Origin of the sequence: Candidatus Frankia alpina (assembly GCF_902806485.1) — a bacterium.
GTDB classification, from domain to species: Bacteria; Actinomycetota; Actinomycetes; order Frankiales; family Frankiaceae; genus Frankia; species Frankia alpina.
The window spans coordinates 1-7,046 of the sequence record NZ_CADCWT010000237.1 but is presented as its reverse complement, the minus strand read 5'-3'; the positions used below and the strand labels follow the sequence as shown (position 1 = coordinate 7,046).

The window sequence follows — 7,046 nt, the reverse complement described above, 5'->3', positions numbered from 1 at the left end:
CCAACACCACATTGATGTCACGCAAAGCGACAAAACGTTACCGGGAAAGGCTCACTGAGCGGAGTCCCGCCGGTGTTGATGCGCTTGAAAATATCAAGCATGACCGGTCGCGGCGTCGACGGATCGATGACGTTGGCCACGATCTGCGTGTTGTGCAGCCGGCGCTGCCAGAGCGCGGGCAGCTCCTCGAAGTGCTTGCCGGTCACATCGTCGATATATGCCAACCCCTCGAGGGAAAATCCTCCCGAGCCGCCAGAACCCCCACGAACAAAGTCATGGATGGTGGTCAGCCGCTGGACGCCGTCGACGACCCGAAGCGTGCCGTCCCGGTCCTCAGCGAAGTAGAAGGCCGGCAGCGGGATCTGTAGCAGCACCGACTCGATGAGCCGGGCCTTCTGCACCGGTTTCCAGACCTGGAGACGCTGGAAGTCGGGCGCGAGATCGAGCGAGCCCTCGTCGATCGCGTCCAGCATGTTGCGCAGCGAGAAGGTCTTCGTAGCGACCCGAATACTCTCCGGCTTCCAGGGGCGGTCGACGTCCTGGAACTCGCTGTCCTGCTCCTCCTCGACGTCCAGCGCGACGTTGCCCTCGTACTCGACGATCGCGATCATCGGCTCCACATGCACCGTCCCATTGTCGGCCATCGCGTTCGGCGAGATGTCGGCACCGGCCCCCGAGCATCCACAGACCACTGGCAAGGCCGTCGCTGCACGCGGTGACTCTATCCGATCAGTAAGTGGCCGCCGATCAGCAAGTGGCCGCCGTCGCCCTTCGCCCTGCCAGGACCTGGACCGCTACCGCGGGGTCCGCACTCCAGAGCTCAGGTCGATACTGCGGAGGAGTCCGTCGCGGGTTCGTTGAAGGCGGTGAGGATCGCGTCGGCGGCGAGGGCGGGGGTGAGCGTGCCGTCGCGGACACGGCGTTCGAGGTCGGGGGCGATCTCCCGGACGCGCGGGTGCGCCCGCAGCTCGGCGAGCAGCCGGTCGTGGACCATCGCCCAGGTCCAGTCCACCTGCTGGCGCCGGCGGCGGGCGGCAAGCTCGCCGGAGGCGTCGAGGGTGTCCTGATGCTTGATCACCTGCGCCCAGACGGTGTCGAGGCCGGTTCTCTCGATGGCGCTGCAGGTAAGTACGGGGGTGTTCCAGTCGCGCGGGCCCGAGGAACCCTGCAGCATGCGCAGCGCCCCGGCGAGCTCTCGGGCGGCGCGGCGGGCGTCGAGCTCGTGCGGGCCGTCGGCCTTGTTCACCGCGATCACGTCGGCGAGCTCCAGCACGCCCTTCTTGATCCCCTGCAGCTGGTCCCCGGCGCGGGCCAGGGTCAGGAACAGGAAGGTGTCGACCATGTCGGCCACCGTCGTCTCCGACTGGCCGACGCCGACCGTCTCGACCATGACGACGTCGTAGCCGGCCGCCTCCATGACGACCATCGCCTCCCGGGTGGCCTTCGCGACCCCGCCGAGGGTGCCCGCGGTCGGCGAGGGCCGGATGAACGCCGCCGGGTCCACCGACAGGGCGGCCATCCGGGTCTTGTCGCCGAGGATGCTGCCGCCCGTCCGCGTCGAGGACGGGTCGACGGCGAGCACCGCCACCTGGTGGCCCCCCCCGGTCAGCGTGGTGCCCAGCGCGTCGATGAACGTCGACTTGCCCACCCCGGGAACCCCGGTGATGCCCACCCGGCGGGCCTTACCAGCGTGCGGGAGCAGGGTCACCAGCAACTGCTGGGCGAGCTCCCGATGATCCGGCCGGCTGGACTCGACCAGCGTGATGGCCCGCGCGATCCAGGTCCGCGACGAGGCCAGCACGCCGTCCGCGTATTCGGTCAGATCGATGTGCCAGGTCACGATGGTCTCGGCGTGCAGGCCGCAGATGCCACAGCTCGGGCCGGCTCAGGCGGCGGAGTGGCCGAGCTGCGCCGACAGGGTGGCCAGCAGCTCCAGCGCCGCGTCGGCGATGACCGTTCCCGGGGGGAAGATCGCCGCCGCCCCGGCGGCCCGCAGCTCGTCGAAGTCGCCCGGGGGGATGACGCCGCCGACGACGATGAGGATGTCGGAGCGGTCCAGCGCGGCGAGTTCCTCGCGCAGCGCGGGCACCAGGGTGAGGTGCCCCGCGGCCAACGACGACACCCCGACGATCTGCACGTCCGCCTCGATGGCCTGGCGGGCGACCTCGGCGGGCGTCTGGAACAGCGGGCCGACGTCGACGTCGAAGCCGATGTCGGCGAAGGCGCTGGCGATGACCTTCTGGCCGCGGTCGTGGCCGTCCTGGCCCATCTTCGCCACCAGGATGCGCGGCCGGCGGCCCTCCTGGCGCTCGAACTCGGCGGCGGCCTCGCGGGCGGCGGCGACGTTCCCGGCGGATCCCGACTCATCTCGGTACACCCCGGAGATGGTATGGATCTGGCCGGAATGGCGCCCGTAGACCTTCTCCAACGCATCCGAGATCTCGCCGACGGTCGCCTGGGCGCGGGCCGCGCCGACGGCCAGCGCCAGCAGGTTCTGCTCCAGGCCGGGGCCGCGGCGGCCGTCGCGGGCGGCGTCGGCGGCGGCGGTGAGCGCGTGCAGCGCCGCCTCGACCGCGGCCGGGTCGCGCTCGGCGCGCAGCCGGCGCAGCTTGTCGATCTGTTCGGCGCGCACCGCCGAGTTGTCGACCTTGAGGACCTCGATCGCCTCGTCGGCATCGACGCGGTATTTGTTCACGCCGATGAGCGGCTGGCGGCCGGCGTCGATGCGCGCCTGGGTGCGCGCGGCGGCCTCCTCGATGCGCATCTTGGGGATGCCGGCGTCGATGGCCTGCGCCATGCCGCCGGATGCCTCGACCTCGCTGATGTGCTCCCACGCCTTGCGGGCCAGGTCGTAGGTGAGCCGCTCGACGTAGTGGCTGCCGCCCCACGGGTCGATGACCCGGGTGGTGCCGGACTCCTGCTGCAGCAGCAGCTGGGTGTTGCGGGCGATGCGGGCGGAGAAGTCGGTGGGCAGCGCCAGCGCCTCGTCGAGGGCGTTGGTGTGCAGCGACTGGGTGTGGCCCTGGGTGGCGGCCATCGCCTCGACGCAGGTGCGCACCACGTTGTTGAACACGTCCTGGGCCGTCAGCGACCAGCCGGAGGTCTGCGAGTGGGTACGCAGCGACAGCGACTTGGAGTTCGTCGGCGAGAACTGGTTGACCAGCCGCGCCCACAGCAGCCGGGCCGCCCGCAGCTTGGCGACCTCCATGAAGAAGTTCATCCCGATCGCCCAGAAGAACGACAGCCGCGGGGCGAACGCGTCGATCGCCAGGCCCGCCCCCAGACCCGCGCGGATGTACTCGACGCCGTCGGCGAGGGTGTAGGCGAGCTCCAGGTCGGCCGACGCGCCGGCCTCCTGCATGTGGTAACCGGAGATGGAGATCGAGTTGAACTTCGGCATCCGCTGCGAGGTGTACGAGAAGATGTCCGAGATGATCTGCATCGACGGCTGCGGCGGGTAGATATAGGTGTTGCGGACCATGAACTCCTTGAGGATGTCGTTCTGAATGGTCCCGGCGAGCTGCTCCGGGGCCACCCCCTGCTCCTCGGCCGCCACGATGTAGAGCGCGAGCACCGGCAGCACCGCGCCGTTCATGGTCATCGACACGCTCATCCGGTCCAGCGGGATGCCGTCGAACAGCTGGCGCATGTCGAGGATGGAGTCGATGGCGACACCGGCCATCCCGACATCGCCGGTGACCCGCGGGTGATCCGAGTCGTAGCCGCGGTGGGTCGGCAGGTCGAAGGCGACCGACAGGCCCTTCTGGCCGGCGGCCAGGTTGCGCCGGTAGAACGCGTTCGACGCCGCGGCCGTGGAGAACCCGGCGTACTGGCGGATCGTCCACGGCTGGGTGACGTACATCGCCGGATACGGGCCGCGCAGGAACGGCGCGATCCCCGGGTAGGTGCGCAGGAAGTCGAGCCCGGCGGTGTCGGTGGCCGTGTAGAGCGGCTTGACCGCGATGCCCTCGGGGGTGTCCCAGGTCAGGGCGTCGACGTCCTTGCCCGTCGCCGCCTCCAGCGCGGTGCGCCACGCGGCCTCGGGCGTGTCCGCGCCGGCCGGCGGGCCGCCGAGCTCCACCTGGGAGAAGTCCGGGATGGCCGCGGCGCGCCGGTTCGAACTGTCCACGGACATCAGCGCACTCCCGCCTCGGCCTGCGACGCCTGGAGCACGGCGACCGCATTGCATCCTGTGAAGACGTACCCGTCGATGCCCGCCTCGGCGTCGGCCTGGGCGCGCGAGCCGGGCTGGCCGGCGAGCCACACCTGACGGGCGCCCGCGTCGCGCAGCGCCCGGGCCACTCCGGCGGCGTGCTCGGCGTACACCTTGTCGCCCGAGCACAGGCAGGCCACCGCGGCGCCGGAGGCGGCGAAGGCCGCCGCGATCACGGCCGGGTCGGTGCCCGAGCCGGACGTCGGGGTCTCGAACCCGCCCGCCTGGAACAGGTTCGCGGCGAACGAGGCGCGGGCGGTCGACGCCGCCGCGCTGCCGAGGGTGGCCAAGAACACCACCGGGCGGGCCGCCGCCGCGGCGTGGGCGTCGGTCCATGACCGCAGCGCCTCGAAGTCGGCGTCGTAGTGGATCTCGGGCAGGCCGGGGGTGCCGCCCGTGGTGGCCGCGAGCGGCTCAGCCGAAGCCGGGGCCCGCGTGGGGAGGGTCTCGGCCAGGTTCGGGAACTCGCTGACGCCGGTGAGGGGATCCCGGCGATGAGCGATCGCCTCGGCGCGCGTCGCCCAGGTGGCCGCGATCCGCTCGGCGACGAGACCGGAGCGCAGGGCTGCGACGATGCCGCCGGCTCGCTCGATCTCGGTGAAGCAGGCCCAGGCGGCCTCGGCGAGCTCGGCGGTGGCCGACTCGACGAACCAGGAACCGCCGGCCGGGTCGATCACCCGGATCAGGCTCGACTCCTCCTGCAGGAGGGTCTGGGTGTTGCGGGCGATCCGCCGGGAGAAGTCGTCGGGCAGGCCGAGGCGGGTGTCGAACGGCAGGACCGTCACCGCGTCCGCGCCGCCGACGCCGGCGCCGAAGCAGGCCAGGGTGGTGCGCAGCATGTTCACCCAGGGGTCGCGCCGCGTCATCATCGGCGCCGAGGTGACCGCGTGCTGACGTTGGGCACGCTCGGCCGGCTCGGCCCCGCACACCTGCGCGACCCGCGACCACAGCCGGCGCGCGGCCCGCAGCTTCGCGATGGAGAAGAACTGGTCGGCGGTGACGGCGTAGCGGAACTCCACCTGCCCAAGGGCCTCGGGCAGGCTCAGCCCGGCGTCGGTGAGCACGCGCAGATAGGCGACCCCGGTGGCCAGCGACGCGCCGAGTTCCTCGACGTCGCTGCCGCCGGCGCGGTGGTAGGGCTGGGCGTCGACGACGAGCGCGCGCACGCCGGGGAACTCGGCGACGCAGCGCGCCGCCAGGGCCGCCGCCTCGACGAGCCCGGTCGGGCCGTCCGCCGGCAGGCCCGACCAGGCCGCCAGGCCGATCGGATCGGCGCCGAGGCTGCCTGCGAGCGCAGAGCCGGGCACGCCGCGGGTGGCGGCGAGGCGGAAGAGCTCCTCGGCTGCGGACTGGGTCTGCGCGCCCGCGTCGACGACCACGGGGGCCAGATCGAGGTAGACCTCGCCGAGCACCGTGGACAGGGCGTCGATCGGCAGCCCACCGGGACCGAGACGCAGCCACAGCGAGGTGACGCCGTTCTCCAGGTCGGTGAGAACGGCCTCGGCGGCGAGCTTCGCGTCGGGACCGGCGTGCAGGGCGCGGACGTCCCAGCCGGTGGCGCCCGCGCCCTGGGGCCGGCCGCCCCGCACGAACGGGGCGAGGCCCGGCAGTCCCACGCCGCCGGCCGGCAGGTCGTCCGCCGTGTAGAGCGGTCGGATCAGCGGACCGTCATAGGTCTGCGTCGCCAGCAGCTCCTCGACTTCGTCGGCGGCGGTCGCCTCGGTCGCCACGCCGGACTTGCGCAGGACGCCCAGGACGAGCTTCTGCCACTCGGCGCGGGTGGCCTCCGGGAAGTCTGCGGCCAGCGACAGCCCGGCCGTTGGAACGCTCATGTTCCGGATCGTAGGCGTGGGATGCCCAGGCGGCTTGGAATGTACTTCCTGTCACAAGTCCTTGCCCGCCTTTGTGCGGATGGTGGCAATGTTCACGAGGCCTGCAGTTCCTCCTGATCCCGCACGGCCGGGCCGGCGAGGACCCGCTCGACGGCTGCGACGATCCGCTCCGGCTACCAGGCGACGTCGAGCGCGCTGAACCGCAGCACCGTCCATCGCAGGGCGGCGAGCAGGTTGCCGCGCAGCCGCTCCAGGTGGAAGGCCTCGGCGGAGCTTGTTGTGATGTAGGTGTCGGCCTCGACGTCGAGCCGGTGCTCCGGCCAGGCCAGGTCGAGCCGCGCGGTCGACTGGCCGCTGGCGTCCCGGACCGGCCACTGCAGCTGGGGTGGCGTGAGCCCCGCGTCGACGAGCATCAGCCGCAGCCAGGTCTCGAGCCCCGACTCGGCCCGCCCATCGGCCAGCGGCCACCAGTCCTGCGTCGGCCGGAAGCCCCGCCGACCAGCCGCCGCCTCGCGGGCCGCACGCAGGTTCGGCACGGCCCCGCTGCGCAGGACGGCGTCTATCTCGGCGACGGCGGCCTCCCGGTGGGGCGCCGCGAGCACGAGATCGGCGAGAGTACGCGCCGGCGAGGTCACCGGGATCCCGGCCAGGTCGACCTGCTCGTCGGGGCCCAGCTCGGTGAAGTGCAGCCGGATTCCCCGCGGTTGCGCCCTGGTGAGCCGAGGCGGCAGCAGAAGGTGCACGGGCTCGGCCGGATTCTCCGGCTCCCCACCGGGAAAACCGAGCAGCCGGACGGCGGTGATGCCGCAGACCACCGCGTGGGGGCGGCCGACAAGTGCCGCCCCCACGCGCGCCGACAGGGGAAAGGGAGGCCGCGCGAATACCCCCGGGCATGCGTCGCCGTCGGAAAGCACCGGCAGGAGTGGACCGCCCTGCGTCACGCAGGGCCGCGCGAAGGTCACTTTCCGTGCTGACTGGTTACTCTAGGTTGTGAGGAATGT

At 72.0% G+C, this 7,046-nt stretch carries 5 protein-coding genes; all 5 read right to left on the bottom strand.

The annotated features are described in order from the left end of the window. Nucleotides 1–17: 17 nt before the first annotated feature. A complete protein-coding gene (locus G6R25_RS19510) occupies nucleotides 18–611 on the bottom strand; it encodes a DUF262 domain-containing protein (protein WP_235949136.1) in 594 nt (197 codons plus the stop codon). A 209-nt stretch (nucleotides 612–820) separates the two neighbouring features. Next, nucleotides 821–1,843 carry a methylmalonyl Co-A mutase-associated GTPase MeaB gene (gene meaB / locus G6R25_RS19505; protein WP_163554113.1) on the bottom strand — a complete coding sequence of 341 codons (1,023 nt, stop codon included), beginning with the start codon at nucleotides 1,841–1,843 and terminating at the stop codon, nucleotides 821–823. 42 nt (nucleotides 1,844–1,885) lie between these two features. Next, the gene (gene scpA / locus G6R25_RS19500; protein ID WP_163554112.1) at nucleotides 1,886–4,135 is read right to left on the bottom strand and encodes a methylmalonyl-CoA mutase; all 2,250 of its coding nucleotides are present in this window, start codon (nucleotides 4,133–4,135) and stop codon (nucleotides 1,886–1,888) included. Next, complete coding sequence (locus G6R25_RS19495; RefSeq protein ID WP_163554111.1) at nucleotides 4,135–6,045, bottom strand: methylmalonyl-CoA mutase subunit beta; 1,911 nt, start codon at nucleotides 6,043–6,045, stop codon at nucleotides 4,135–4,137. Before G6R25_RS19495 ends, scpA begins: the two co-directional genes overlap by 1 nt. Before the next feature lie 173 nt (nucleotides 6,046–6,218). Beyond that, the gene (locus G6R25_RS19490) at nucleotides 6,219–6,893 is read right to left on the bottom strand and encodes a hypothetical protein (protein WP_235949134.1); all 675 of its coding nucleotides are present in this window, start codon (nucleotides 6,891–6,893) and stop codon (nucleotides 6,219–6,221) included. Nucleotides 6,894–7,046: the final 153 nt, after the last annotated feature.